The 24,680-nt window shown below is 70.8% G+C and carries 22 protein-coding genes and 2 tRNA genes; 11 read left to right on the top strand and 13 right to left on the bottom strand.

Annotated features, from left to right (window positions below; genetic code table 11):
• Positions 1-103: 103 nt before the first annotated feature.
• The 3 genes from aroA to ACIBK5_RS30340 all read left to right on the top strand — a co-directional run bounded on the left by aroA (position 104) and on the right by ACIBK5_RS30340 (position 2,961).
• Positions 104-1,444, top strand: a complete 1,341-nt coding sequence (aroA, locus tag ACIBK5_RS30330) for a 3-phosphoshikimate 1-carboxyvinyltransferase (protein WP_399024396.1) — start codon at positions 104-106, stop codon at positions 1,442-1,444.
• A 17-nt stretch (positions 1,445-1,461) separates the two neighbouring features.
• Positions 1,462-2,472, top strand: coding sequence for a ribosome small subunit-dependent GTPase A (gene rsgA, locus ACIBK5_RS30335; RefSeq protein WP_399024398.1), 1,011 nt, complete (start codon positions 1,462-1,464; stop codon positions 2,470-2,472).
• Positions 2,473-2,637: 165 nt separating this feature from the next.
• Positions 2,638-2,961: a multidrug efflux SMR transporter gene (locus ACIBK5_RS30340; protein ID WP_193481056.1), complete on the top strand. Its 324-nt coding sequence runs from the start codon at positions 2,638-2,640 to the stop codon at positions 2,959-2,961.
• A gap of 7 nt (positions 2,962-2,968) precedes the next feature.
• Here the strand turns inward: ACIBK5_RS30340 and ACIBK5_RS30345 are convergent, their stop codons facing one another.
• Positions 2,969-3,577, bottom strand: coding sequence for a TetR/AcrR family transcriptional regulator (locus ACIBK5_RS30345; RefSeq protein ID WP_399024401.1), 609 nt, complete (start codon positions 3,575-3,577; stop codon positions 2,969-2,971).
• Positions 3,578-3,802: 225 nt separating this feature from the next.
• On the opposite strand from ACIBK5_RS30345, the gene hisN reads away from it, so the two are divergent.
• From hisN to ACIBK5_RS30360, 3 genes are all read left to right on the top strand, one after another.
• Positions 3,803-4,603, top strand: coding sequence for a histidinol-phosphatase (hisN, locus tag ACIBK5_RS30350; protein WP_261683157.1), 801 nt, complete (start codon positions 3,803-3,805; stop codon positions 4,601-4,603).
• Positions 4,604-4,735: 132 nt separating this feature from the next.
• Complete coding sequence (locus tag ACIBK5_RS30355; protein WP_399024404.1) at positions 4,736-5,128, top strand: cyclic nucleotide-binding/CBS domain-containing protein; 393 nt, start codon at positions 4,736-4,738, stop codon at positions 5,126-5,128.
• 137 nt (positions 5,129-5,265) lie between these two features.
• Positions 5,266-5,682, top strand: a complete 417-nt coding sequence (locus ACIBK5_RS30360) for a Fur family transcriptional regulator (RefSeq protein WP_399024406.1) — start codon at positions 5,266-5,268, stop codon at positions 5,680-5,682.
• A 127-nt stretch (positions 5,683-5,809) separates the two neighbouring features.
• On the opposite strand, the gene ACIBK5_RS30365 is transcribed toward ACIBK5_RS30360, so the two are convergent.
• From ACIBK5_RS30365 to ACIBK5_RS30380, 4 genes are all read right to left on the bottom strand, one after another.
• Positions 5,810-5,883: transfer RNA gene (locus ACIBK5_RS30365), tRNA-Met, on the bottom strand.
• Positions 5,884-5,963: 80 nt separating this feature from the next.
• Positions 5,964-7,784 carry a tetratricopeptide repeat protein gene (locus ACIBK5_RS30370; RefSeq protein WP_399024408.1) on the bottom strand — a complete coding sequence of 607 codons (1,821 nt, stop codon included), beginning with the start codon at positions 7,782-7,784 and terminating at the stop codon, positions 5,964-5,966.
• Positions 7,785-8,018: 234 nt separating this feature from the next.
• Positions 8,019-8,092 (bottom strand) — tRNA-Met (locus ACIBK5_RS30375).
• Between the two features lie 57 nt (positions 8,093-8,149).
• Positions 8,150-11,098, bottom strand: a complete 2,949-nt coding sequence (locus ACIBK5_RS30380; protein WP_399024474.1) for a UPF0182 family protein — start codon at positions 11,096-11,098, stop codon at positions 8,150-8,152.
• 164 nt (positions 11,099-11,262) lie between these two features.
• On the opposite strand from ACIBK5_RS30380, the gene ACIBK5_RS30385 reads away from it, so the two are divergent.
• The gene (locus ACIBK5_RS30385) at positions 11,263-11,805 is read left to right on the top strand and encodes a PPA1309 family protein (RefSeq protein WP_399024410.1); all 543 of its coding nucleotides are present in this window, start codon (positions 11,263-11,265) and stop codon (positions 11,803-11,805) included.
• Between the two features lie 228 nt (positions 11,806-12,033).
• Here ACIBK5_RS30385 and ACIBK5_RS30390 read toward each other — a convergent pair whose 3' ends face one another.
• The 3 genes from ACIBK5_RS30390 to ACIBK5_RS30400 form a co-directional block, all read right to left on the bottom strand.
• Complete coding sequence (locus ACIBK5_RS30390) at positions 12,034-13,125, bottom strand: PDZ domain-containing protein (RefSeq protein ID WP_399024412.1); 1,092 nt, start codon at positions 13,123-13,125, stop codon at positions 12,034-12,036.
• A gap of 379 nt (positions 13,126-13,504) precedes the next feature.
• Entirely contained in the window at positions 13,505-13,966 is a 462-nt protein-coding gene (locus ACIBK5_RS30395; RefSeq protein ID WP_399024414.1) for a molybdenum cofactor biosynthesis protein MoaE, read from the bottom strand.
• A gap of 93 nt (positions 13,967-14,059) precedes the next feature.
• Positions 14,060-15,181, bottom strand: a complete 1,122-nt coding sequence (locus tag ACIBK5_RS30400; protein WP_399024416.1) for an SDR family oxidoreductase — start codon at positions 15,179-15,181, stop codon at positions 14,060-14,062.
• Between the two features lie 193 nt (positions 15,182-15,374).
• Between ACIBK5_RS30400 and ACIBK5_RS30405 the strand changes: the two genes are divergently transcribed.
• Both ACIBK5_RS30405 and ACIBK5_RS30410 read left to right on the top strand, forming a co-directional pair.
• Positions 15,375-16,844, top strand: a complete 1,470-nt coding sequence (locus ACIBK5_RS30405) for a zinc-dependent metalloprotease (protein ID WP_399024418.1) — start codon at positions 15,375-15,377, stop codon at positions 16,842-16,844.
• Positions 16,841-17,368 carry an NUDIX hydrolase gene (locus ACIBK5_RS30410; protein ID WP_399024420.1) on the top strand — a complete coding sequence of 176 codons (528 nt, stop codon included), beginning with the start codon at positions 16,841-16,843 and terminating at the stop codon, positions 17,366-17,368. The genes ACIBK5_RS30405 and ACIBK5_RS30410 overlap by 4 nt, the downstream gene beginning before the upstream one ends.
• 169 nt (positions 17,369-17,537) lie before the next feature.
• On the opposite strand, the gene ACIBK5_RS30415 is transcribed toward ACIBK5_RS30410, so the two are convergent.
• From ACIBK5_RS30415 to ACIBK5_RS30430, 4 genes are all read right to left on the bottom strand, one after another.
• Positions 17,538-18,293 carry an AIM24 family protein gene (locus ACIBK5_RS30415; RefSeq protein WP_399024422.1) on the bottom strand — a complete coding sequence of 252 codons (756 nt, stop codon included), beginning with the start codon at positions 18,291-18,293 and terminating at the stop codon, positions 17,538-17,540.
• A gap of 16 nt (positions 18,294-18,309) precedes the next feature.
• The gene (locus tag ACIBK5_RS30420; protein ID WP_215118632.1) at positions 18,310-18,990 is read right to left on the bottom strand and encodes an AIM24 family protein; all 681 of its coding nucleotides are present in this window, start codon (positions 18,988-18,990) and stop codon (positions 18,310-18,312) included.
• Between the two features lie 11 nt (positions 18,991-19,001).
• Positions 19,002-20,711, bottom strand: coding sequence for a TerD family protein (locus ACIBK5_RS30425; RefSeq protein WP_399024424.1), 1,710 nt, complete (start codon positions 20,709-20,711; stop codon positions 19,002-19,004).
• Between the two features lie 143 nt (positions 20,712-20,854).
• Positions 20,855-21,463, bottom strand: coding sequence for a M48 family metallopeptidase (locus ACIBK5_RS30430; protein ID WP_193481071.1), 609 nt, complete (start codon positions 21,461-21,463; stop codon positions 20,855-20,857).
• 267 nt (positions 21,464-21,730) lie between these two features.
• On the opposite strand from ACIBK5_RS30430, the gene ACIBK5_RS30435 reads away from it, so the two are divergent.
• Together ACIBK5_RS30435 and ACIBK5_RS30440 are read left to right on the top strand one after the other, a co-directional pair.
• Complete coding sequence (locus ACIBK5_RS30435; protein WP_399024427.1) at positions 21,731-22,948, top strand: ThiF family adenylyltransferase; 1,218 nt, start codon at positions 21,731-21,733, stop codon at positions 22,946-22,948.
• Complete coding sequence (locus ACIBK5_RS30440) at positions 22,941-24,311, top strand: ABC1 kinase family protein (protein WP_399024429.1); 1,371 nt, start codon at positions 22,941-22,943, stop codon at positions 24,309-24,311. Before ACIBK5_RS30435 ends, ACIBK5_RS30440 begins: the two co-directional genes overlap by 8 nt.
• 39 nt (positions 24,312-24,350) lie before the next feature.
• Here ACIBK5_RS30440 and ACIBK5_RS30445 read toward each other — a convergent pair whose 3' ends face one another.
• Positions 24,351-24,557, bottom strand: coding sequence for a hypothetical protein (locus tag ACIBK5_RS30445; protein ID WP_399024430.1), 207 nt, complete (start codon positions 24,555-24,557; stop codon positions 24,351-24,353).
• Positions 24,558-24,680 lie beyond the last annotated feature (123 nt).

The raw sequence follows: 24,680 nt of genomic DNA on the forward strand, positions 1-24,680 counted from the left end.
CGAAGGGGCAGCGTCACAGGGGCGCGGGGAACGGCGCGCTCGACCACAACGGTGCCGCACCCGAAGAACTACTCGCCTCCCTGCCTGCTTATAAAGTAAAGGCATGGCCCCGAACACCGCAGACACCGCCCTCTGGCCCGCCCCGCACGCGAGCGGAGCCGTCGACGCGACGGTCCACGTGCCCGGGTCCAAGTCCGTCACCAACCGCGCCCTGGTCCTCGCCTCCCTCGCCTCCGAGCCCGGCTGGCTGCGCCGCCCCCTGCGCTCCCGCGACACCCTGCTGATGGCCGGTGCCCTGCGCGCGATGGGCGTCGAGATCGAGGAGACGGTGTCGTCGAGCTCCGCCGTCGCGGGGGGCCCGGACGGCACCGGCGAGGCCTGGCGTGTGCTCCCCACGGGCCTGCGCGGACCGGCCACGGTCGACGTCGGCAACGCCGGCACGGTGATGCGGTTCCTGCCGCCGGTGGCCACGCTCGCCGACGGTCCCGTCCGGTTCGACGGCGACCCTCGCTCGTACGAGCGTCCCCTGAACGGAGTCATCGACGCGCTGCGACAGCTCGGCGCCCGGATCGACGACGACGGGCGCGGCGCGCTGCCGATGACCGTGCACGGGAGCGGCGCCCTGGCGGGCGGGCAGGTCGCGATCGACGCGTCCTCCTCTTCGCAGTTCGTGAGCGCGCTGCTGCTGTCCGGGCCGCGCTTCAACCAGGGTGTCGAGGTCCGCCACACCGGCAGCACGCTGCCCTCCATGCCGCACATCCGCATGACCGTCGACATGCTGCGCGCGGTCGGCGCCCAGGTGGACACGCCCGAGTCGGGCGGCGAGCCGAACGTCTGGCGGGTCACGCCGGGCGCCCTGCTCGGCCGGGACCTGGTCATCGAGCCGGACCTGTCCAACGCCCAGCCGTTCCTGGCGGCCGCGCTGGTGACCGGCGGCAAGGTCGTCGTCCCGGCCTGGCCGGCCCGCACCACCCAGCCCGGTGACCGGCTGCGCGAGATCTTCACCGAGATGGGCGGCTCCTGCGAACTGACCGAGTACGGCCTGGCGTTCACCGGCTCCGGCTCGGTCCACGGCATCGATGTCGACCTGAGCGAGGTCGGCGAGCTGACGCCGGGCATCGCGGCGGTCGCGGCCCTCGCCGACTCCCCCTCGACCCTGCGCGGCGTGGCCCATCTGCGGCTGCACGAGACGGACCGGCTGGCCGCGCTGACGAAGGAGATCAACGAGCTCGGCGGCGACGTGACGGAGACCGCCGACGGCCTGCACATCCGCCCGCGCCGGCTGCACGGCGGGATCTTCCACACCTACGACGACCACCGCATGGCCACGGCCGGCGCGATCATCGGCCTCGCGGTCGAGGGAGTTCAGATCGAGAACGTGGCGACGACGGCCAAGACCCTGCCCGACTTCCCCGATCTGTGGACCGGGATGCTCGGGGCGTAGGACGCAGGGATCACGTCATGCGCCGCTACGGCAAGCACACCGACGAGGACGACATCCGCACCCGTCCCGGCCGCCGGAACACCCGGCCCCGGACGAACATCAGGCCCAAGCACGAGGACGCCGCCGAGGGCCTCGTCCTCACCGTCGACCGGGGACGGCTCACCTGCCTCGTCGAGGACCATGTGGTGATGGCGATGAAGGCCCGCGAGCTGGGCCGCAAGGCAGCCGTGGTCGGCGACCGCGTGGCCCTCGTGGGCGACCTGTCCGGCAAGAAGGACACCCTCGCCCGGATCGTCCGCATCGAGGAGCGCACATCCGTGCTGCGCCGTACGGCGGACGACGACGATCCGTTCGAGCGCGTGGTCGTCGCCAACGCGGACCAGCTGGCCATCGTCACCGCCCTGGCCGACCCGGAGCCCCGCCCACGCCTCATCGACCGCTGTCTGGTCGCCGCCTACGACGGTGGCCTGGACCCGCTGCTGGTGCTGACCAAGTCGGACCTCGCCCCGCCCGACAAGCTGCTGGAGCTGTACGGCGACCTCGACATCCCCTACGTCGTCACGAGCCGCGCGGAACTGGACAGCGGCGTCGCCGTCGCTCGGGTGCGCGAGCAGCTCGACGGCAAGATCACCGCGTTCGTCGGGCACTCCGGGGTCGGCAAGACGACCCTGGTCAACGCCCTGGTGCCGGAGGAGCGGCGGCGTACGACCGGGCATGTGAACGCGGTGACGGGACGCGGCCGGCACACCACCACCTCGGCTCTGGCGCTGCCGCTGTCGGACAGCGACGGCTGGGTGATCGACACCCCGGGCCTGCGGTCCTTCGGGTTGCACCACGTGGACCCGTCCCGGGTCATCCACGCCTTCCCCGATCTGGAGCCGGGCACCGAGGGCTGCCCGCGCGCGTGCAGCCACGACGAGCGGGACTGCGCGCTGGACGCGTGGGTGGCCGAGGGACACGCGGACCCGGCGCGGCTGTACTCGCTGCGGCGGCTGCTGGCCACGCGGGAGCGGAAGGAAGGCGACTGACCTCAGCGTTGTTTGTCATGGCGTGCGGACGGTAAGTGCATAATCGCACCAAGCCCGAGGCAAGCCTGACCGAACTCCGACAGAGCTGACGGATCCGAGGAATCTACTCAAACCGACTGAACCAACCAAGCGGTCACTGAACGTGGGATACGGGAGGAACGGCTCATGGCGTGGCTGCTGGTCATCGTGGCAGGGTTGCTGGAGACCGGCTTCGCCGTGTGTCTGAAGTTGTCGCACGGCTTCACACGGCTCTGGCCGACGGTCGCGTTCTGCGTCTTCGCCCTCGGCAGCTTCGGGCTGCTGACCCTGGCGCTGAGAAGACTCGACGTGGGTCCCGCGTACGCGGTGTGGACCGGCATCGGGGCGGCGGGGACGGCGATCTACGGCATGGTGTTCCTGGGCGACCTGGTGTCGACGCTGAAGCTGGTGTCGATCAGTCTCGTCATCGTCGGTGTGATCGGACTGCAGTTGTCGGGCTCGGCGCACTGACGCCTCGTCACCCGGGCTGCCGGTGCAGGGCGCTGCGGACCAGGTCGGTGACGCCGCCCTCGCCGGGCGGCGCGGCCACGCACGACAGGGCGAGCCGGACGGCGAGTTCGCAGGAGCGGGCCAGGTCGGCGGTGTCCGGCTTGGGCGTGCCGGGCCCGGACAGGACGGTGACGGCCCGGTCGCGGATGAGGGTGACGAGGTCGCCGGGTGAGGGCAGCGGGCCGTCGGCGCGGCGCTGGGCCGGTACGGCGGAGGTGGAGGGCACGGCCGAGAGGGTCGGCGAGGGCAGCCGTTCGCTCCAGCAGCCGGTGAGCATGGCGCGGACCAGGGCGTTCTCACCGGCCGCCGACGTGGTCCACTCGGCGGTGGCGGTGAGCCGGTCGCGGAGGTCGCTGTGCCCGGCGAGCGCGCGGTCCACGCCCGCGAGATACCCGTCGGTCTCTCTCCTCACGAGCGCCCGGGCGAGACCGTCCTTGCTGCCGAACTCGTTGTACAGCGTCTGCCGAGACACTCCGGCCGCCCGGGCCACGTCCACCATCCGCACCGTGGACCACGACCGGCGCGCCAGCGCCGCGTAGGCGGCGTCCAACAGAGATTCCCGCGCTGCAGGCATCATTGCCTCCCCTTGGGGCCAGCGGCTCTGCGCCCAGGTTTGACGCGCGTGCCACCACTGTCAAGGGTTCGCGAGGGCATGCGGGGGCGCCTTTGAGCCGACCTGCGCGGGTGCCTCCGGCGGTCGAGCCGGGACCGCCTCTCTGTGCGCCGGGCGACCACAACGCCCCCACACCCGGGCACAAACCCCCTGTAGCCCCACCCCCACCTCGGCAGATAGGTTCGTTGCATGCCCGACTACCTCGACGATCTGCGTCTCGCCCACGTCCTCGCCGACGCCGCCGACGCCGCGACGACGGACCGGTTCAAGGCCCTCGACCTCAAGGTCGAGACCAAACCGGACATGACGCCGGTGAGCGAAGCGGACAAGGCCGCGGAAGAGCTCATCCGCGGTCAACTCCAGCGCGCCCGCCCGAGGGACGCGATCCTCGGTGAGGAGTACGGGGTCGAGGGCACCGGCCCTCGCCGCTGGGTCATCGACCCGATCGACGGCACCAAGAACTACGTACGCGGCGTCCCCGTCTGGGCCACCCTCATCTCCCTGATGGAGGCCGGCGAGGGCGGTTTCCAGCCGGTCGTCGGTGTCGTCTCCGCCCCCGCCCTCGGCCGCCGCTGGTGGGCCGCGAAGGGCCACGGCGCCTTCACCGGCCGCAGCCTCACCAAGGCCTCCCGCCTGAACGTCTCCCGCGTCAACAAGCTCGCCGACGCCTCCTTCGCGTACTCGTCGCTCAGCGGCTGGGAGGCGCAGGGCCGTCTGGACGGCTTCCTGGACCTCACCCGAGAGGTGTGGCGCACGCGCGCTTACGGCGACTTCTGGCCGTACATGATGGTCGCGGAAGGCTCCATCGACATGTGCGCGGAGCCGGAACTCTCACTGTGGGACATGGCCGCCACCGCGATCATCGTCACCGAGGCCGGCGGCACCTTCACCGGACTCGACGCCCGCCCGGGCCCGCACAGCGGCGACGCCGCCGCGTCGAACGGTCTGCTGCACGACGAGTTGCTGGGATATCTCAACCAGCGCTACTGAGTGCGCCCCGCTGTTACCGAGCGCCCCCTTGTTGACCCTCCCTTTGCCTGCCACTCTGAGAGTCCCCCCGACTTGTGAATTTGTGAAACGCTGAACAAACGGAGGGGACACTCCCAGGAGGTGGCTCGATCCATGCTCGTCCGTGACGCCATGAGCACCGTCGTCCTCACCATCGGCCCGACCCACACCCTTCGACAGGCCGCCACGCTGATGTCCGCCCGCCGGGTCGGGGCGGCCGTGGTCCACGACCCCGACGCCGGCGGCATCGGCATCCTCACCGAACGCGACATCCTCAACTCCGTGGGCAAGGGCCAGGACCCGGACACGGAACGCGCCCACGCCCACACCACGACCGACGTCGTGTTCGCGGCTCCGGCCTGGACCCTGGAGGAGGCGGCACGAGCCATGACGCACGGCGGCTTCCGCCATCTCATCGTGCTGGACGACGGCGAACCCGCCGGCATCGTCTCGGTCCGCGACATCATCCGCTGCTGGGTACCGACCCGCCAGCAGGTGCCCGCCTGACAGCACCACCGGGCCGGCCTCCACCCAGGGGCCCGGCCCGGAACCACGCCCACTCCATAGACAACATCTAAAACAAGTCGGATTCTAAAACCACACCTGTTCGGGACCTGGTCCGTTTTGCTGCTAGGCTGGTGGCCATGAGTGACCTTCTGGAACGGCTGCGCGGACGCGGATGGCGGATGACCGCGCAGCGGCGTGTCGTGGCCGAGGTCCTCGACGGCGAACACGTCCATCTGACGGCCGACGAGGTCCACGCCCGGGCCGTCGCCAAGCTGCCCGAGATCTCCCGTGCGACCGTCTACAACACGCTCGGCGAGCTCGTGACCCTCGGCGAGGTGCTCGAGGTCTCCACGGACCAGCGCGCCAAGCGATACGACCCGAACGCGCACCAGCCGCACCATCACCTGGTCTGCGCCCAGTGCGGCGCGATCCGGGACGTCCACCCCATCGGCAACCCGCTGGCGGACCTCCCCGACTCGGAGCGCTTCGGCTTCACGGTCTCGGACGTCGAGGTGACGTACCGCGGCGTCTGCCCGAACTGCGCGGCCGCCTAGCCCCCTCCTTCCCGACAGCCCCGGCATCGATGGATGCCGGGGCTTGTTCGTTGAGGGGACCACGGGGCACCGCCCGAACAAACACCGAGGGCCGGAACCCTTTCGGATTCCGGCCCTCGGCCTTCAGTAGCGGGGACAGGATTTGAACCTGCGACCTCTGGGTTATGAGCCCAGCGAGCTACCGAGCTGCTCCACCCCGCGTCGGTGAATGCAACATTACGTGAACGCAGAGGCTCGATGCAAATCGCTTACGCGGCGGCGCCTCGCGGCCCGGCCCGGCTCTACGCCGACAGCTCCTGCCGCAGCGCGTCCCGCAGCCGGGCCGCCCGCTCCGCGACGGACTCAGGCCCGAGGGACACCGCACGGTCGGCCCACCGCTGCCCCTCCGCGAGCTCCCCCCGACGCGCGTAGACCAGGGCCAGCCGCAACGCCGCCCGCCCATGCCCCGCATCGGCCGCCCGCGTCCACCACACCGCCGCCTCGGGCTCGCTGCCCTCCCGGGCCAGCAGCAGCCCCAGATTGAACGCGCCGTTGCGGGAGCCGGCCTCGGCCGCCTCCCGGTACCACCGGGCCGCCTCGACGACATCCCCCCGGGCCGCGGCGTGCATGCCGACCCGCACCTGCGCCCGCCGGTGCCCCTGCGAGGCCGCCCGCTCGTACCACTCCTCGCACTCGCTCCGCCGGTGCACCGGCTCCCCGAGCTCGTGCGCGGGCTCCGGCGGCCGGCGCGCGTCGAGCACGGTCGCCAGCCGGTAGGCGGCCTCGGCGCTGCCGCCCCCGGCCGCGCACCGCAGGTGCCGCTCGGCCTCCTGGTCGTCACCGTCCCTCAGTCGCGCCATGCCGACCTGCAGCGCGGCCTCCGTGTGCCCGGCTGCGGCGGCCCGCTCGTACCAGCGCAGCGCGGCCTGCTCCTCGCCCCGTCCGGCGTGGAGGATGCCCAGATTGAAGGCGGCGTCCACGCTCCCGGCCTCCGCGGCCTTGGAGAACCACGGCTCCGCACCCGTCTCGTCCCCGGCCCGCAGCAGCAGGATCGCCAGCGCGTTCGCGGCCTCCTGGTGCCCGGCGTAGGCCGCGCGCCGGTACCACTGCTCGGCGTGCGGGGTGCGCCCCTGCTCGGCGCAGAGCAGCCCGAGGTTGTACGCGCCGTTCACGTCGCCCGCGTCCATCGCGGCCCGGTACCACCGCTCGGCGGTCTGGGTCTCGCCCCGCTCGGCGTGCAGCGCGCCCAGCGCGTTCGCCGCGTTGCCGTCGCCGTCCTGAGCGGCCCGCAGCCACCACACGGCGGCGTTCTCGGTGTCGCCCGCGTCACGCAGCAGGAATCCGAGCGCGCAGGCGGCCCGCGCTTCGCCGTCCTTGGCGGACGTCAGGTACCAGCGCCCGGCCTCCTTGAGCTCGCCGCGCTTCTCCAGGATCGTCCCGAGGTGCAGGGCGGCCCGCCGGTGCCCGCGCGCGGCGGCCTGCAGGTACCACTGCTCGGCCTCGTCCGGCACGGATGCGCCGTCGTCGCCGGCCTCCCGCGCCGCCTTGCGGTCCAGCGCCCGCGCCAGCCGGTACGCAGCCTCCCGGTGCCCGCGCTCGGCCGCGGCCCGCATCCAGTGCTCGGCCCCGGCGTCACCGCGGTGCTCCAACAGGTCGGCGAGAGCGTAGGCGCCCAGGGTGTGGCCCTGCTCCGCGGACTGGCGCAGCCAGTACTCGGCGGCGGGTTCGTCGCCGCGCTCGCGGTGGTGCCGGCCAAGGGCGTGCGCGGCGGCCGTGGATCCGGCGACGGCGGCGATCCGCCACCATCCGGCGGCCTCGTCGGCATAACCCCGCTGATGGAGAAGGACTCCCAGGTTGTTGGCGGCGGCCCGGTCGCCCGCGGCGGTGGCGGCACGCAGATGAGGTTCGGCACCGTCGAGATCACCACGGCGCAGCAGCATGGCCCCGAGGACACTCATCGCCTCGACGTCGCCGGCCTCCGCGGCGAGCCGCTGACGCAGCTCCTCGGCTGCCTCATCGGCGATTTCCCCGGTCTCGTCCGGGGTGTCGGTGTCCTCCCGGCTGGAAGGCTGCACAAAACGCCCTGTCTCGAACAGAGTTGCCTTGTCCCCCATAACGTCCATCGTCGCACCACCTGCAACCTGGGTACACCTGGTATACCGCAGCCATTGAGGTCACTACAGCGTTTTGTCGACATGCCCACAGAGAGACAAGTCAAACACAGATTGCCCAACTCCCCCCGGCGGCACGGCCGCAGCCCGCACCAGCACATGCGTTCACACATCACGAAGGCCCGGATTCCTTTGTGGAATCCGGGCCTTCGATGTCGCTCCGTCACTCGGACTTCGCGATTTCAGTAGCGGGGACAGGATTTGAACCTGCGACCTCTGGGTTATGAGCCCAGCGAGCTACCGAGCTGCTCCACCCCGCGCCGTTGTGTTCACAACCGTATCACGGCGCGGGGGGAGCATTTGACCAGGCCGGAGGCCTAGCTGCTCGGCTTTGGGCTCGGACTGCCGCTCGGGTCGGCGCTGGGGCTGCCGCTGGGCTTGCTCTCGCCGCCCCCGGCACCGCCGGCCCGGTCCGCCGCCGCCTGCGCCTCCTCGGCGCGCTGCAGGGCTTCCTCCAGGTCCTTCTGCGCCCGGCCGTACGCCTCCCAGTCGTTCTCCTTCAGGGCGTCCTGGCCCTCGGTGAACGCCTTCTGGGCGTCTTCCAGGGCCTGCTTGACCGTCGGGTCCTCGGACGTCGGCGGTGGCGTCGTATCGCCGTCGTCCGGTGGCTCAGGCGTCGCACCCTCCGCACCGAAGATCTTGTTGAGGGCCTCGTCGAGCGTGTTCTCGAAGGCCGTCTGGCCTCCGTAGGTGACCAGCACCTTGCGCAGCAGCGGGTACTTCAGTCCACCGCCACGGACGTAGACCGGCTCCACGTACAGCAGTCCTCCGTCGAGGGGCACCGTCAGCAGGTTGCCGTACTCGACCTCGGAGTCACCGCCTCTCAGGAGCCTGATGGACTCGGCGATGTCCTCTTGGGAGTTGAACTGGCTCTGGACCTGCTTGGGTCCGTTGACCGTGGTGTTGGTCGGCAGTTTCAGGATTCTGATCTTGCCGTAGTCGCTGGCGCCGGCCTCGGCGTCGACGGCCATGAACGCGCTGAGGTTGTCCCGGCCGTTGGGCGTGAGGGTCGTCGTCAGCGAGAAGGCCTGGGCCTTCTGGTCGGGCATCTTCATGCTCAGGTAGTACGGCGGCACCGCGCTGCCCGACCGGTTCGTCGGGTCGTCCGGCACCTGCCAGACCTCGCTGCCGCTGAGGAACGTCGTCGCGTCCTTCACGTGGTAGCGCGTGAGCAGTTCCCGCTGGACCTTGAACAGGTCCTGGGGGTAACGCAGGTGGTCCATCAGCGGCTTGGAGATGTCGCTCTTGGGCTCCACCGTGTCCGGGAAGGCCTTCATCCAGGTCTTCAGGACCGGGTCCTTGGTGTCCCACTGGTAGAGCTTGACCTTGCCGGTGTACGCGTCGACGGTCGCCTTCACCGAGTTGCGGATGTAGTTGACCTGGTTCTGCTGGGCCACCACCGCGCGGTTGTCGTTGGTGGCGGTCAGCGAGTCGGCCGTGGTGTCACCGAGGGTCGTACGCGAGGAGTACGGGTATCCGTTCGTCGTCGTGTACGCGTCGACGATCCACTGGATTCGGCCGTCCACGACCGCCGGGTAGGCGTCGCCGTCGATGGTCAGCCAGGGGGCGACCGCCTCCACGCGCTCCTTGGGCGTGCGGTTGTACAGGACCCGCGAACCCTCGCCGATGGCGCCGGAGTAGAGGATCTGCGGTTCACCGAACGCCACCGCGTAGGCGGCCCGGTTGACCGGGTTGGAGAGATTGACCCCGCTGTCACCCTTGTAGCTGGTGGTCTTCTCGCCGTTGTCGTCGGAGTAGTCGATCTCCTTCTGGGGACCGCCGACGATCGAGTACGTGGTGGTCTTCTCGCCGTAGTAGACCCGCTGCTCGTACGAGCCGAGGTCGCCCTCGGAGGGCAGGTCGGACTCCGTGAAGTTCGGACGGCCCTGGGCGTCCGCGCTGGTGCCCTCGGCGGCGACCACTCCGTATCCGTGGGTGTAACGGAAGTGGTTGTTGATCCAGTTCTTCTTCGGGATGCCCGCGAGGTTCAGCTCACGCAGACCGATGACCGTGTCCTGGTCCTTGCCACCCTTGGCGTAACGGTCCACGTCCAGATTGTTCGGGAACGCGTAGTAGTTCCTGATCTGCTGGAGTTGCTGGAACGTCGGCGAGACGATGTTCGGGTCCATGATCCGGATGCTCGCCGTGGAGTCGACGTCGTCGCGGAGCTTGGTCTTGTCCTCGGTCTTGCTGGTGCCCGTGTAGTCGGTGACCTTGGTGCCGTCGATGCCGTAGGCCTTGCGCGTCGCCTCGAGGTTCTTCTCGACGTACGGCGCTTCCTTGGCCTGCTCGTTCGGCTGGACCTGGAACTTCTGCACGATCGCCGGGTAGAGCCCGCCGATGAGGATCGCGGAGAGCACCATCAGGCCGAAGCCGATCACGGGCAGCTGCCAGGTGCGCCGCCACAGCGTGGCGAAGAACAGCAGCGCGCAGATGACGGCGATGCAGAACAGGATCGTCTTGGCCGGCAGGTAGGCGTTGGCGTCGACGTACCTCAGGCCCGTCCAGTTGTCGGTCGCCCTGAAGTCGCTGGACTTGACGGCGAGTCCGTACCGGTCGAGCCAGTACGCGACCGCCTTCAGGGCCACGAAGACGCCGATGAGCACCGACAGGTGCCCGGTGGCCGCCGCCGTGGCGCGCGCGCCGGGGCTGGTGACGCGCAGCCCGCCGTACAGGTAGTGCGTGAGCGCGGCGGCGATCACGGACAGGATCGCGGCGGCGAAGCCGAAGCCGAGCAGGAACCGGTACCAGGGCAGGTCGAAGGCGTAGAACGAGACGTCCAGCTTGAACTGCGGGTCCTTCTCACCGAACGGAACGCCGTTGACCCACATCAGCCAGGTCCGCCACTGGCCGGACGCGGAGGCGCCGGCGATCAGGCCCACCAGGGCGGTGATCCCGAACAGCAGCCACTTCTTGTAGGGCGCGATGCCCATCCGGTAGCGGTCGAGGTTCTGCTGCTCCATCGACATGGCGCTCAGCGGTGGCCGCAGCCGGTGCGCCAGCCAGATGTTGAGGCCGACGGCGACGGCCATGAGCAGGCCGAAGACGAAGAAGAGCCCGATCTTGGTCCACAGGGTCGTGGTGAAGACCGACGAGTAGTTCACCGACCGGTACCAGAGCCAGTCCGTCCAAAAGCCCGCGAACATGGTGAACGCCATGCCCAGGACGGCCAGGACGCCCAGCGTCATGAGCAGGGTGCGGACACGCCGGGACGGGCGGCCCACTCTCATCCGCGGCCCTGTCGGGCCTCCGCCGCGGTCCGGCATCTGGAAAGCCAAGGTGCGCACCTCGAAGTTCGCTGTTGATCCGTCAGGCCCGCGTCTTCACGGACCGTGCGTGGCCCCCGGTGATCGTGGGCCCCCACCTATGCAACTTACTCACCGTTTACTCGGTTCCCGATTCCGGCCAGGAACGAGGCAGGATTGTGACCATGTCCAACACTCCCATGGCTGCGAACCCGCTCACCCGGGCCGTTCTCGAGATCGACGAGTACGTCTCCGGCCTCGGCTGGGACCAGCCCGCCCGCCTTTTCGCCCTCGTCGACACCGCACGGCTGCGGGCCGAACAGCCCTCGCTCGCCGACCGGCTCGGTCTCGGCGACGACTCGGAGAACTCCGGCCTCACCCCGATCGAGCAGGACGAGGTTCCAACGGGCAAGCCGCTCGACGAGTTCCTCGCCACCATCGCCTGGCCCGACGCGGTGGTCGGCTGCGCCCTCGCCGTGGAGCGTCTGATGCTGCCGCCGTCCGCGGAGGCACAGGTTCCGGGAGGTCTGGGCGGGGCCGCGCTGACGAAGTGGGTGGCGGACCACCCGGACCGGCAGGAGGTCCGGATGACGGTCGCGGTCCTGCGCGACGGCGCCCGCGAGTCGGCCCTGCGCCTGCGCGAGAAGGACTCCGCCACGGAGGTCCTCACCGGCTCCGACCTGGTCCCCGGCCTGGCGGAGGCGCTGGCGGCGACGTTCGCCGAGTAGAGCGGGAGCAGTGTGATGTGAGGGGGCTCGCCGGTCCCGTGGGCCCGGGGCCCACGGGACCCGCAGGTTCCCACCGGTCCCGCAGGTTCTCTACCGTCCCGCAGGTCCCACCGGCCCCACTGGTATCCCAGTCCCGCAGGTCCCGCAGGTCCCGCAGGTCCCGCGGATCCCACCGGTCCCCTCAGCCGCGCCGGTCGCCTTGCCCCGGCTCGTCCTCGATCCCGCGGACTACTTGCCGCACTTCGGCAGATCCGCGGTGTCGCCGCTGCGGAGGTCCTTGAGGGCGCCGAGGGCGTCCTGGATGGTGTCCACCTTGATGAGGGTGAGGCCCTCGGGGGTGTCCTTCACGGCGGCGGCGCAGTTGTCGGCGGGCGTCAGGAAGTACTGCGCGCCCTTGGCCCGGGCGCCCACGGTCTTCATCTCGATGCCGCCGATCGGACCGACCTTGCCGGTGTCGTCGATGGTGCCGGTGCCTGCCACGAACTTGCCCCCGGTCAGATTGCCCGGCGTGAGCTTGTCGTAGATGCCGAGCGCGAACATCAGCCCGGCGCTCGGCCCGCCGACGTCGGCCAGCTTGATGTCGACGGTGAACGGGAACGTGTGGTCGGTGCCCGCGGAGATCCCGACGATGGCGCGCTTCTCGCCGCTGTCGTCCGAGGTCGTCGTGGTGATGGTGATGTCCTGCGTCTTCGTCGGCGTCCGCTTCTCCTTCTCCGCGGCGGCCTGCTCCTTGGCCGGCACGATGGTGAAGCGCACGTCCTGGCCCGGCTTGCGCTGAGTCACGAGCTTCGCGACGTCGGCAGGCTCCTTGACCGTCGTACCGTCGACGGCCTTGATCACATCGCCGGCGTGCAGCTTGCCCTCGGCCGGGGATCCCTTGACGACCGTCGAGACGATGACCCACGACTTCACCGGAACGTCGAGTTCCTTCAGGGCGGCGACCTTGGCGCTCTCCTGGGACTGGCTGAACTCCTCGGCGTTCTCCTGGGTCGACTGCTCCTCGGTCTTGCCGTCCGGGTAGAGCGTCTCGCGCTGCACGACCTTGTTGTCGTGCGCGAGCCAGCCGTAGACGGCTTCGACCAGGTTCATCCGGTAGTCGGCGCTCGTGACCCGGACCGTGGTCATGTTCAGGTGGCCACTGGCCGCATAGGTCTTGCGCCCCGAGATCTGCAGCACCGGCTCACCGTCATGATCGCCGAGTGTGTTCACCGTCGGCCCCGGGGACATCTCCGCGTACGGCACGGGGATGAACACTCCCGCGCACAGGAGCGCGATCAGCATCAGGGTGGAGGCGAGCATCGTCGCGGTGCGGCGTGGCATGACTCGACAGTACGGGACGGTCCTGTCAGCGCACCGTCAGGGCCGCCCGTCCGGGGCGGCCCTGTGGGCTATACCGTCTGTGACCTGCTGTTTCCTTGGCCGTCAGCTACCCGGCCGAGGCTTCTCCATGGCCTCGCGAAAGCGGGCGTATCCGGTGAGCTCCGGGCCGTCGCCGCGGGCCCTGCGAGTCCGGTTGGCCCAACTGCCCCAGAGCCCCGCGCCGATGGCAGCCACAAGCGGAATCAGCAACCAGGCGAGAGCCGCCATGCCGACCTCCAACCCCATTGAGCGTCCGCAACTGACTGATCAGCAGATTAACCATCCGCAGTGACAACGCTCACGCCAGGGGTGCGGTTACGCAACCGGAGGGCGACTTCGATCAGCAGGCGCCGACCCATTCGTCCGTACCGTCCGAGAACGTCTGGTGCTTCCAGATGGGCACTTCGTGCTTCAGGTCGTCGATCAGCTTCCGGCAGGCCTCGAAGGCCTCTCCCCGATGCGGACAGGAGACGGCGACGACGACGGCGAGGTCTCCGACACGGAGGTCCCCCACGCGGTGCACGGCCGCCAGCGCGCGCACGGGGAACTCCGCGACCACCTTCTCGGCGATCCGCCGCATCTCGGCCTCGGCACTGGGGTGGCAGGAGTACCCCAGCTCCGCGACATCGGCGCCCCCGTCGTGGTCGCGCACGGTCCCCACGAAGAGCGCCGTGCCGCCGGCCGCGTCGTCCCCGACCGCCCGGAACACCTCGTCCACGGAGAGGGCCGTGTCCCGAATCCCGATCAGCTTGATCGGGTCCTGCGCGGCCTGCTCACCGGGGTGATCGCTCGTGGATGCCATGCCTCCATCGTGCCGCACGCGGCTGACAGCACGGAATAGAGCTATCGACCGGCACGCGCGCGTACGCGTTGGAGTCTCCTACAGGGGCGTCTCTCAGATCCGCCGCCGGGCCTTCCTGGCGCGTCGGACCACCGCCGCGGCACCCAGCAGCGCCACCGTCGCGCCCGCGGCGCCCGCGGCCGTCGCGTCCTTGCGGCCCAGTCGCCGGCCGGCCACCGTGTGCCGTCCGGAGACCTCCTCCAGGAGCTCCGCCAGCACCTCCTCGTTGGTGTACTGCGGACGCCACCCGGAGTCGTGCAGCCGGCTCCCGCTCACCACCCAGGGGTACATCGTGTACGCCAGGTCGCCCGCCGGAGACGGTGTGAGCCCGATCCGGTGCAGTCGCGCCGCCGCGCCCAGCGCGACCGCCGAGGGCAGCTCCATCCGCCGGATGCCGCTGAGCTCCTCGACCTCCTCCTGCTCCAGCCACCCGTCGCATCCGACGGCCAGTTCCCCGTCGACCTTCTCCAGGACGGCGTACTCGAGCGCGCTGCACAGGTCCTCGACATGGCAGAACTGCCACGCGGGCCGCGACCCGGCGACGACGAGCAGGCGAGGGGACTCGAAGTACCTGGTCAGCGCCGTGTCCGTGCCTCCCACCAGCACGGCGGGCCGGACCACGGTGACGTTGAGCCCCGGGTGCGCCCGCGGGGCACGCCGCGCCAGCCGCTCGATCTCCAGCAGGTCACCGACGCCCGTCGCCTCCGCCGTGGCCCTCAGCTCGGCGTCCTCGGACAAGGGCAGCTCGTTGTCCGGCAGCGCCCCGTAGACCATCGCCGAGGTGCACAGCACGACCCGGTGCACTCCGGCCGCCGCGGCCGCCGTCAGGACGGTCTGCGTCCCCCGTACGTTGTAGGCCGTCCGGGCGGCGGCGTCGGTCTCGAGATCGAGATCCAGCGCCAGGTGCACCACCACGTCGGCGCCGCGCAGCTTGTCCGCGATGGCCGGATCCCGTACGTCCAGAATGTGCCACTGCGCCGCTGCGCACTCGCCACGCCGCTCGTCGATGGCGACGACCTGCTTGACCTCGTCGGACGCGGCGAGCTGCTCGGTGAGCAGCGCCCCGATGCCGTAGGCGGCGCCGGTGACCGCGACGACGGGCCCGCGCGCCGCGGGACTCGCGGAACTGGTTGACTGGTTTCGCGCTGCGCGAACCTGCGGATCTGGGGAACTCACCGGGCGTCTCCAGCGGTTGTCTTCAGTACGAGCACGAGTGAAGCGTGCGTACCAGGTGGCATCCATCCTGCCGCAGGCCGTCAGTCGGCGAAGCACCGAGGCCCGATCCGCCCCGAGGTGTCTACGCTGGGTGGTGATGTCGGGCAGCCGTGCCGCCGGAAAGAACCGGCGGCCCTACAAGCCGAGGAATCCCGTGAGTGACACCCCATTCGGATTCGGCCTTCCGCCGGAGGAGCCGGACGACGGCGACGAGGGCAAGAAGAAGGACCAGGAGAGCGGTGGTGGTCAGGGACCGGCCAATCCGTTCGGTTTCGGCGGCCTGCCAGGAGCCGGAGGCTTTGGCGGCGGCCCTGGTGGCCCCGGTGCGGACAATCCGTTCGCTGCCATGTTCGGTTCTCTGAACCCCAACGACCTGGGCGCCGCGTTCCAGCAGCTGGGCCAGATGCTCTCCTACGAGGGCGGCCCGGTGAACTGGGACATGGCCAAGCAGATCGCCCGCCAGACGGTCTCCCAGGGCAGTCCTGACGGCACCAAGGACGCGAGCGTCGGCCCCGCCGACCGCAAGTCCGTCGAGGAGGCCGTCCGCCTGGCCGACCTCTGGCTCGACGACGCCACGTCCCTGCCGTCCGGCGCCGCCTCCGCGGTGGCCTGGAGCCGCGCGGAGTGGGTCGAGGCGACCCTGCCCGCCTGGAAGGAGCTCGTCGACCCGGTCGCCGAGCGCGTGGGCACCGCCATGGGCGACGTCCTGCCGGAGGAGATGCAGGCCATGGCCGGCCCGCTGATCGGCATGATGCGCTCGATGGGCGGCGCCATGTTCGGCACGCAGATCGGGCAGGCCGTCGGCGTGCTCGCGGGCGAGGTCGTCGGCTCGTCCGACATCGGCCTGCCGCTCGGCCCGGCCGGCAAGGCCGCGTTGCTGCCGGTGAACATCGAGACCTTCGGCAAGGACCTGAGCGTCCCGCAGGAGGAGGTGCGGCTGTATCTCGCCCTGCGCGAGGCCGCCCACCAGCGCCTCTTCGCGCACGTGCCGTGGCTGCGCTCGCATCTGTTCGGCGCGGTCGACGGCTACGCCCGCGGGATCAAGGTCGACACGGCCAAGCTGGAGGACGTGGTCGGCCAGTTCGACCCGCAGAACCCGGAGCAGTTGCAGGAAGCTCTCCAGCAGGGCATGTTCCAGCCGGAGGACACGCCGGAGCAGAAGGCCGCCCTGGCGCGTCTGGAGACGGCTCTTGCGCTCGTGGAGGGCTGGGTGGACGCGGTGGTCCACGCCGCCGCGAAGCCGCGTCTGTCGTCCGCCGACGCCCTGCGCGAGACGCTGCGCCGCCGCCGGGCCTCGGGCGGCCCGGCCGAGCAGACGTTCGCCACGCTGATCGGTCTGGAGCTGCGCCCGCGCCGCCTGCGCGACGCCTCCCGTCTGTGGGCCTCGCTCACGGACGCGCGCGGTGTCGACGGCCGGGACGCCCTGTGGCACCACCCGGACATGCTGCCGACGGCGACCGACCTGGACGACCCGGACGGCTTCGTGCACCGCGAGCAGATCGACTTCTCCGAGCTGGACAAGATGCTCGGCGAGGCGGCGGACAAGCCCGATCTGAAGAAGAAGGACAACTCCGGCGACGAGGACCAGGGCGAGGACAAGAACAAGGGCGACGACGCCGGGTGAGCCTGTACGACGACGTGGTCCTCGTGCTGAAGGGGTACGAGGACCAGACGGAGCTGCGCCAGGCCTATCTGGACCACCTGGCGGAGCACCCGGACGGTCTGTGGAAGCCGTGCCAGGCGGGTCACATCACGGCCAGCGCCCTGGTGATCGACCCCGAGGCCGGCCGGGTGCTGCTGACCCTGCACAAGAAGCTGCGGATGTGGCTTCAGATGGGCGGCCACTGCGAACCGGGCGACTCCTCCCTGGCCGCCGCCGCCCTGCGTGAGGCGACGGAGGAGTCCGGCGTCTCGGGGCTCTCGCTGCTGCCCGGCGGCCCGGTCCGCCTCGACCGGCACCCGATTCCCCCACCGTGCCACTGCCACTTCGACGTCCAGTACGCGGTCGTGGCACCCCCGGACGCCGCGCACGCGGTCAGCGACGAGTCGCTCGACGTGCGCTGGTTCGCGTACGACGAGGTCTCGGAGGTGGCCGACGAGTCGGTGGTGCGGCTGCTGGCGGCGACGCGCGCGAGGCTCGGGGCCTGAACACCGGTAAGGGGCGACCGCTCATGCGGCCGCCCCTTACTTTCGATCCTGGCAGTGGGCTGCGCCCCCTTCGGGGGCGCGGGGAACTGCGCGAGCGAGCACAGACGGCCCGCGGTCTGGACGAGACCGCACAGCCCTCGAACCCGACTCGGCCGAACCCGCGGAGCGCTCAGCTCCAGACGTTGCCCTGGTTCTGCCCGCGCGCCCCCTGCTGGCCCATGCCGTACTGCGCGGAGAGGCCCGAGCCGACCTGTGCGTTCTGCGGTGGCAGCAGCTCGCTGGGCTGGACGAGCGCGTAGCCGGTGCCCATGAAGCTCAGCTCCCAGCCCTCGCCGGTGTTGCCGCGGCGCCGCCACACCCCGGAGGAGTGGGTCTGGGCCTGCATCTGCACACGCAGGCTCGTCGACCAGGCGACGATCGCGTCGGCGTCGCAGTTGACGTACTTGTCGGGGGTCACCTGCATCAGCAGCGGCATGCCCGAGGTCATCAGGGCGATCTTGCCCCGGCCGGTGATGTTGAGCTGGTACTTCCCGGAGCCGGAGATGCCGTACAGGCTGTCGACGGCGATGACCTCGTGGTGCAGGGAGGAGTCCATCGCCAGCACATAGCTGCTGTCGACGGTGAGACCGTCCTGCTCCACATCCATGACGTGGACGTGCTGCTTGAGGTTGGCGAGGTAGACCGTGCCCTGCCCGTGGCAGCGCATCAGGTCGAGTCCCTCACCGGTGTGCGCACGCGCGCGCGACTGGTCGTTGCTCTGGTACTCGGCGTCGAACTCGACGAGGCCCTGATAGGCGACCATGGTGCCCTTGCGGGCCAGGATGTCGTCGTGGCCCTCCAGGGCGACGCGCAGCATCTGCTTGTTCTGCAGGCTCCAGCGGTCCTGGGTCTGCTGCTCGTTGTAGGCGAAAATCGGGCTCTGCATGGCGTGTTGCTCCCCCTCAGCCCCGGACCCGGAGACGGTCGGTGCTGTCCTCGCTGGGCTGGACGACGACGATGCCCTGACCGGAGAAGGCCATCTGGTAGGCCTCGCCGCTGCCACGGCCGATCAGCGACTGTGCCCTGAAGCTGCGCTTGCCCTTGACCTTGAGGTTCGGGGACCAGGCGACGAGCGCGTCGGGGTCGACGTACGTCTCGTCCTCGCCGCCTCCGCAGTCGACGACGATCGGCTTGCCCCGGGAGGTCAACGCGACCCAGCCCTGCCCGGAGATCTTGGTGTTCCACAGGCCCTGTCCGGCGAACTTCGCCAGGCCCTTGACCCGCTCGACACCCCACGTGAGGTGGGCGTCGAAGGCGAGCAGGTTGGTGGCGTTGACGGAGATGCCGTCCCCGTTGAGGTTGATGACGACGACGTTCGCTCCGTAGTCGGAGAGGTAGAGCAGGCCGTCGCCGGAGCACTTCATCAGGGGCGCGCCCTCGCCGGTCATCCAGTCCTTGGCGATCTGGCGCACGGCCGGCGGGTTGGGCTCGTACTGGACGAACCCTTCGTAGGCGGCCATCGACCCCACGCGCGCGAAGAGGTCGTTCCCGGTCTGCATGGCGACCTTCAGCATGTGGTTGCCGTGGTTCTCCATGCGGGCGGTGACGGGTGCGGGGGCGTGGCCCGCGAGCTGCTGTGTCATGACGGGCTCCCTCAGACCTCGTACGGCTGGACGACGATGAAGTTGCCGGGCGCTCCCCGGAACTGGAGGTTCACGCTCTCGCCGGTGTCACCGGGGTAGGCGTTGCGGCGCATCCGCACCTGGCTGGAGACGACGACCTGGGCGGCGGCGGACCATGCGACGACGGCGTTGCAGTCGGCGAACGTGGTCGGTGTGACGGGCAGCACGACGGGCGTGCCGTGCGTCTTCACGACGATGGTGCCGGTCCCCTGGAACTGCATCGTGAACAGGGCGCCACCGGGGATGCCGTGGCCCTCGATGCGGCGGACCTCGTAGGTGAGGCTCTCGTCGAACGCGAGGACGTTCTCGGCGGAGACGCAGACGGCGTCGCCCTGGAGCTCGATGGGGTGCAGCATCGTCGAGTTCTCGGCGAGGAACACCTGGCCCTGGCCGGTACAGCGCATCAGCTGCATCTCCTGGCCGGTCGCGTTGCCCACGATCCGGCCGGCGAAGCCGGCGCCCTTGTAGCTGAAGTCGACCTTGCCCTGGTAGAGCACCATGCTGCCCTGCCGGGCGAGTACGGGCTGTCCGCCGATGCCGAGGTCGACGCGGACGAGCTTCTTGTTCTGCTGCGTCCAGCGCTGCCCTGTGGGCGTCTCCTTGAACTGCTGGAGCGCGGCAGACACACCGGCGCCCTGGGGAGCGGCGGCCTGCGGGGCGGCGCCCTGCTGCGGGGCACCGTAGGGAGCCTGTCCGAACGGCGGCTGCTGGCCGTAGCCCGGGGGCGGGGTGGGCTGGCCGTATCCGGGGGGCGGGGCCGGGGCCTGGGGTGCCTGGGGCTGGCCGTAGCCGGGAGGCAGCGGGGCGGTCTGGCCCGGGACCTGGCCGTGCGGCTGCTGCTGGCCCGGCTGGCCGTAGGGGGCGGGCGCCGGGGCCGGGGGTGGGACCGGGGAGCCGCCGGGCGGGGTGTTCATGGGCGCGACGATGGTCGGAGCACCGTGCACCCCGGGCGCGGGAGCGGGCGCCGGAGGCGGCGCGAAGCCCTGTGCGGCGGGCTGGGGTACGGGCGGCGGCGCGGGAGCGGGGGCCGGAGGAGCCTGCGGGGCAGGGGCCGGGGCCGGCTCCGAAGTGCCGGGGACGCCGAACGCGGGCGGGGCGAAGCCCGGGGCGGCGCCGGCCTGCGGCTGCTGCGGGGCGGGCTCGGGCGCCTCCTCCTCGGCCACCTCGCCGCCGAAGTTCTTCAGCAGCGCGTCGAGGCCGCCGTCGAAGCCCTGTCCGACGGCGGCGAACCGCCAGACGTCCTTGAGGTAGAAGTCGCCCAGCATCACGGCCCGTTCGGTGGAGAACTCCGAGCCGTTGAAGGAGTAGCGGGCCACCTCCTCGCCGCCCGCGACGATGCGGATGTACCCGGGGGCGATCTGCGACATCTGGCCGGCGCCGTCGATCGTCGCCGTGAAGGACAGTTTCTGGATCTGCGGCGGGATCCGGTCGAGCGTCACCCGGAAGGACTCCGTGTCGCCCGCCTGGGCGCCCAGGAGCTGAAGTGATTCCTCAGGGGACTTCGGCTGGTTGAAGAAGACGAAGTAGCGGTCGTCCGAGAGCCGTTCGTCGGCGTCGAGGCCGAAGCAGCTGATGTCGAAGCTCAGTCCGGGGCCCGAGATCTGCACGCCTACGTACAGATCCGTGCCCGCGGTGAGGTCACTGATCCTGGCCTTGTGGCCGCGTTGGAATTCCCTGGCCATGCGTAACGACCGTCCCCCATCCAGAACGTGATTGCGTCGCGCCAGGCTAACGGCAAACTCCGACACCGGACGAAGTCGGTACAGACCCGGTACAGAACCCGCGCGCGGCCGTATCGGGCTGCTCGCTCACGCAAAGCGGTCACTCACCCCGTGGGGCGTTCGCCCCGCGCACCGGGCACATGCGGCAACCGTTCGGCGGCGACCACGCCCTCGAGATAACCCCGGGCCCGCTCCGTCCGCGGATAGGCCTCCAGCAGCTCCCAGAAGCGGGGTCCGTGACCGGGGACGAGCAGATGAGCCAGTTCGTGGACGAGTACGTAGTCGACCACGTACTCGGGCATGCCCTGCAGACGGTGCGACAGGCGGATGCTGCCCTCGGACGGGGTGCAGGATCCCCAGCGCGTGTTCTGGTTGGTCACCCAGCGCACCGAAGCGGGCCGAGCCCGCCCGCCGAAGTACTGGTCCGAAAGACGCCGGGCCCGTTCGGCCAGCTCGGTGTCGCCGAGGGTCCGTTTGCTCTCCTGGGCGGCCAGCTTGTCGAGCATGACGGTCACCCAGCGCTGTTCCTCCGCCTCGGACATCCGGGCGGGGATGAGCACGACGGTGCGATCGCCCTCGCGGTACGCGGAGACCGTTCGGCGTCGGCGGGTGCTTCTGCGGACCTCGATCGCGCTCGCCCTCGAGCCGCTCGGCGGCTGGCTCGTCGTGCTGCGCTGTGGCTTTCCGGCGCGGTGCAGTGGGTCGGCGGGCACGCCCCGACGTTACCCGCTGCACACGGGGAAGTCCCGGCTCCGGGACGGTTCGGTGCCGATGCCCCACCGGCAGCCGGATTTGTACGACGAATGCCCGTGCCTGTGGACAACTTTCGGCGGCCTGCGGCGGATTTGGGCATGCTGGCTCTGTCGGCGAAGCGACGGGCAAGTTCGGTCCGGGACCAGGGCCGGGCCTGCGGCCTGTCTCGGGCTACTCCCACTCTCGACCGGCATACGGGGACGATCTATGACATACGGGGGCCTGTCATGCATCCGATGGTGAAACCCGCGCTCAGGCGCGGCTGGCGCGACCTCAACACGGTGCAGTTCGGGATGACACCGGCGCATGCGATGACGCTGGGCCCGATGGACCAGGCGACGGGCAGTTTCCTCGACCTGCTGAACGGCACACGGGGGCTGGAGCTGCTGCGGGAGGAGGGACGCCGGATGGATCTGCCCGACGGTCATGTCGACGGGCTGGTGCGGCGGCTCGCGCGGGCCGGGCTCCTGGACGACGCGCGGGGCGGCGGACCGGCCGCCGACGCCCTGCGCCGGAAGAAGGAGGTACTCGACCGGCTCCGCCCCGACCTGGCCTCCCTGTCTCTGACCACCTCCGCTCCCGGCGACGCGATCGGACGGCTGGCCGCCCGGCGCGCGCAACGCGTTCAGGTGCGGGGTGCGGGCCGGGTCGGCGCCGTGCTGGCCTCGCTGCTCGCGGGGGCCGGCGTCGGCGAGGTCGACGTGCGCGACCTCGGACGGGTGGAACCGTGGGACGTCGCGCCGGGCGGGCTGCCCGCCGATGCCGTCGGCGACCGCCGCGACGAGGCGGCCCGACGTGCCGCGCGCCGGGCGGCCCCGGACCGGCCGCCGCGCCCCGCGACAGCGCAGGCGCACCAGGAGGAGGAAGGAGACCCCGGCTTCTCGCTGGTGATCGTCGCCCCGCGGGACGATGTGGCCATGTACGCGCCGGACCCGTCCGCCGCCGAGTCGTTGATGTCCGCCGGGACACCCCATCTGTACGCCGGTGTGGTGGAGGGGACCGGCATGGTCGGCCCTCTCGTCCTGCCCGGGGAGACGGGCTGCGCGGGTTGTCTGCATCACAGCCGCACCGACCGGGACCCGACCTGGCCGCGCCTTGTCGCCCAGTGGCGCTCCGGCAGGCAGCGGCAGGTGCGGCCCTGCGACCTGACGCTCGCCACGACCGTGGCGGGACTGGCCGCCGCCCACACGCTGGCCTTTCTCGACGGCCGGGTTCCGTCGAGCGCCGGGGCACGCTGGGAGGTGTCCGTCCCCGGTCTCCACTGGCATGCGCGGCCGATCTGGGCGCATCCTGCATGCCCGTGCGCTGCCGCGGAGAGAGGAAAGGGGGAGCGCCTCTCGGAGGAAGGGCAGTCACACGAGACAATGGCGGTGCAACGGCCGTCGGAGCAGTGCCGTGAGGCAGAGGCGGAGCGGCCGGCTGGGACTTGGAGGGCGCATGTCTGATCTTCCCCGGAAGGCGGTCACCCGGACCGCCAAGCTCGCCGCACTCCCGCTCGGCATCGCCGGGCGGGCAACCTGGGGATTCGGCAAGCGGATCGTCGGCGAGTCCGCGGAGCTGGTCGGCCGCGAGCTCCAACAGCGCACGGCGGAGCAGCTTTTCAAGGTGCTCGGCGAGCTCAAGGGCGGCGCGATGAAGTTCGGCCAGGCCCTGTCCGTCTTCGAGTCGGCACTGCCCGAGGAGGTGGCCGGCCCGTACCGTGCGGCGCTGACGAAGCTCCAGGAGGCGGCGCCCCCGATGCCGACGCGCACCGTGCACGCGGTGCTCGAGGAGCGGCTCGGCGAGGGCTGGCAGAAGCTGTTCCTGGAGTTCGAGGACAAGCCCGCCGCGGCGGCCTCGATCGGGCAGGTGCACCGGGCGGTGTGGCACGACGGCCGTGAGGTGGCGGTCAAGGTGCAGTACCCCGGTGCCGGTGAGGCCCTGCTGTCCGATCTGAACCAGCTGAGCCGCTTCTCCCGCCTGCTCGGTCCGCTGATCCCCGGGATGGACATCAAGCCGCTGATCACGGAGTTGAAGGACCGCGTCTCGGAGGAGCTGGACTACGGCCTCGAGGCCCAGGCGCAGCAGGCCCACGCGGAGGAGTTCACGGACGACCCGGACGTCGTCGTACCGCAGGTGGTGCACCAGTCCGACCAGGTCCTGGTCACCGAGTGGATCGACGGCGTCCCGCTGTCGGAGATCATCTCGGACGGCACCCAGGAACAGCGTGACCGCGCCGGCCAGCTCCTGGCCCGTTTCCTGTTCTCCGGCCCCGCGCGCACCGGCCTGCTGCACGCCGATCCGCACCCGGGCAACTTCCGGCTGCTGCCCGGCGGGCCGGAGGGCGAGGACGACTGGCGCCTGGGCGTCCTGGACTTCGGCACGGTCGACCGTCTTCCGGGTGGTCTGCCGGCCACCATCGGCGAGTCCCTGCGGATGACCCTCGACGGGGAGGCCGAGGCGGTCTACGAGCTTCTGTGCGCGGAAGGGTTCGTCAAGGAGACCATAGAGCTCGATCCCGACGCGGTCCTGGACTATCTGCTGCCGATCATCGAGCCGGCCCAGGTGGAGGAGTTCACCTTCACCCGTGGCTGGATGCGCAGCCAGGCGGCCCGTGTCGCCGACCCTCGCTCCCCCGCCTACCAGCTCGGCAAGCAGCTCAACCTGCCCCCGTCGTATCTGCTGATCCACCGGGTGACCCTGAGCACGATCGGAGTGCTGTGCCAGCTGGGGGCGGCGGTGCGTCTGCGCGAGGAGCTGGAGGAGTGGCTGCCGGGATTCGTCCCGGAGGACCCGGCGGACGGCGAGGAGCCGGCGGCGGAGGCGTGAGCCCCGGGCGGGTACCACGGCTGACCCGCTGCCCGCGCTCTACCACCAGTCCGAGTCCAGCCGTCCCTCGATCGCCCTGAGGTTCTCCCGGGAGCAGGTCCCGCAGAAGTCCCGGCGAGCGCCGTGCTCCACGGAGCAGGTCCAGGTGAGCTGCGGGGCTTCGGCCGAGGTGCCGCAGCGGGCGCACACCAGGCGTCCGGGCTTCGCGGCGGCGTCGTCGTCGTTTCCTCCGGGAGGACTCGTCACGCGCCGACGATATCGCCGTGCCCGGCGGCTTCGTGGACACAACGCACCGCGGGGGGGGGGGGGGGGGGGGCCGGCCCCCCCCCCCCCCGGGGGGGGCGCCCCCCCCCCCCGGGGGGCCCCGCC

Source organism: Streptomyces sp. NPDC050546, from assembly GCF_044457425.1.
GTDB lineage: Bacteria > Actinomycetota > Actinomycetes > Streptomycetales > Streptomycetaceae > Streptomyces.